The organism is Microbacterium sp. zg.Y909, from assembly GCF_024626565.1.
Genome location: NZ_JANJFJ010000691.1, coordinates 1 through 1009, shown reverse-complemented (window position 1 = coordinate 1009; position 1009 = coordinate 1). Strand labels below are relative to the sequence as shown.

Here is a 1009-nt window from a genome sequence, read left to right as displayed (position 1 = left end):
CAGGAAGTCGACGCGATGGCCCGCGATCCATGCCTGCGGCACGATCGGCAGCCGCATCCATCGCAGCCGCGGCGGCACGAAGCTCTCGAGGCCGGAATCGGCGAACGGGCTCGCGGCGGTCAGGATACGTCGCGCGGTCGCCGTCAGCGGCAGCCGCGCCATCGCATCGCGCTCGACAAGCCGGCGGCGCAGCGCCGATTCCCAGATGGCGAGCGCGTGCTCGAAGGATCGACAGTCCGCCACCAGGCCGAGCACGTTCTCGATGGGGTCGACGAGGGCATCCGGATGCCGCGGGATGAGCGGCCGACCCCAGTGAATCCGGGCGCCGGCGTCGTGGATTCCGCCGGCGTGAGGCTTGGCAGCCACGTGCGCTTCGGTCTCAGCGAGAACCCACAGGCCCAGCCGCCGAGCCTGGGTCACGCACGTGAGCACGACGCCCTCGCGCGCGGCGGCGACGAGGTACGGGTCGGCATCCGGCGCGGCCACCCACACCCGGCGCACCCGCGCGAGCTCGCCCCGGGCGACAGCCTGCGCGATCCGGTGCTTGCTGACACCCGTCGCGCGCAGCGACGTGCACCGCGCCACGCCGCCGGCCGCCCTCACCTGTGCTGACAGCTCCATGCACCGAGCGTGCCGATGTCGCCTCGCGCTGCGAGACGCGCCCGGCGCGAACGGGGAGAAGAGGGACGGCGACAGCGCCTGGGGAGGAGCCGACGCTGATCCCGGGGCCGACCCGGTGCCGTGCTCCGGGGTCCCGCGCGCCCCGGATGAGGAGATCTGCCCGGCTGAGGGCTCCAAGCGGAATCCGACCCTCATTCCGGCAGATCCCCTCGTTGCGGCACGCCGGTCAGCCCGCGCACGGCATGGCACCGGCGCGCACGCCGGCGCGACAAGCGCGCGCGGCATCGCCCACGGCCCGGCGCACCCCGCCGCCCCCGGTAAACTGTGCGGACGGTCCACACTCAGGCACGCTCACACAGTGCCGCACATATCGCTCGAGGAGACACCC

General features: G+C 73.6%; 1 protein-coding gene. It reads right to left on the bottom strand.

What is annotated here, in order from left to right; genetic code table 11:
- Positions 1-621: DNA/RNA helicase (locus NQ160_RS24170; RefSeq protein ID WP_257517509.1), on the bottom strand; the 621-nt coding region annotated here is incomplete at its 3' end.
- Positions 622-1009: the final 388 nt, after the last annotated feature.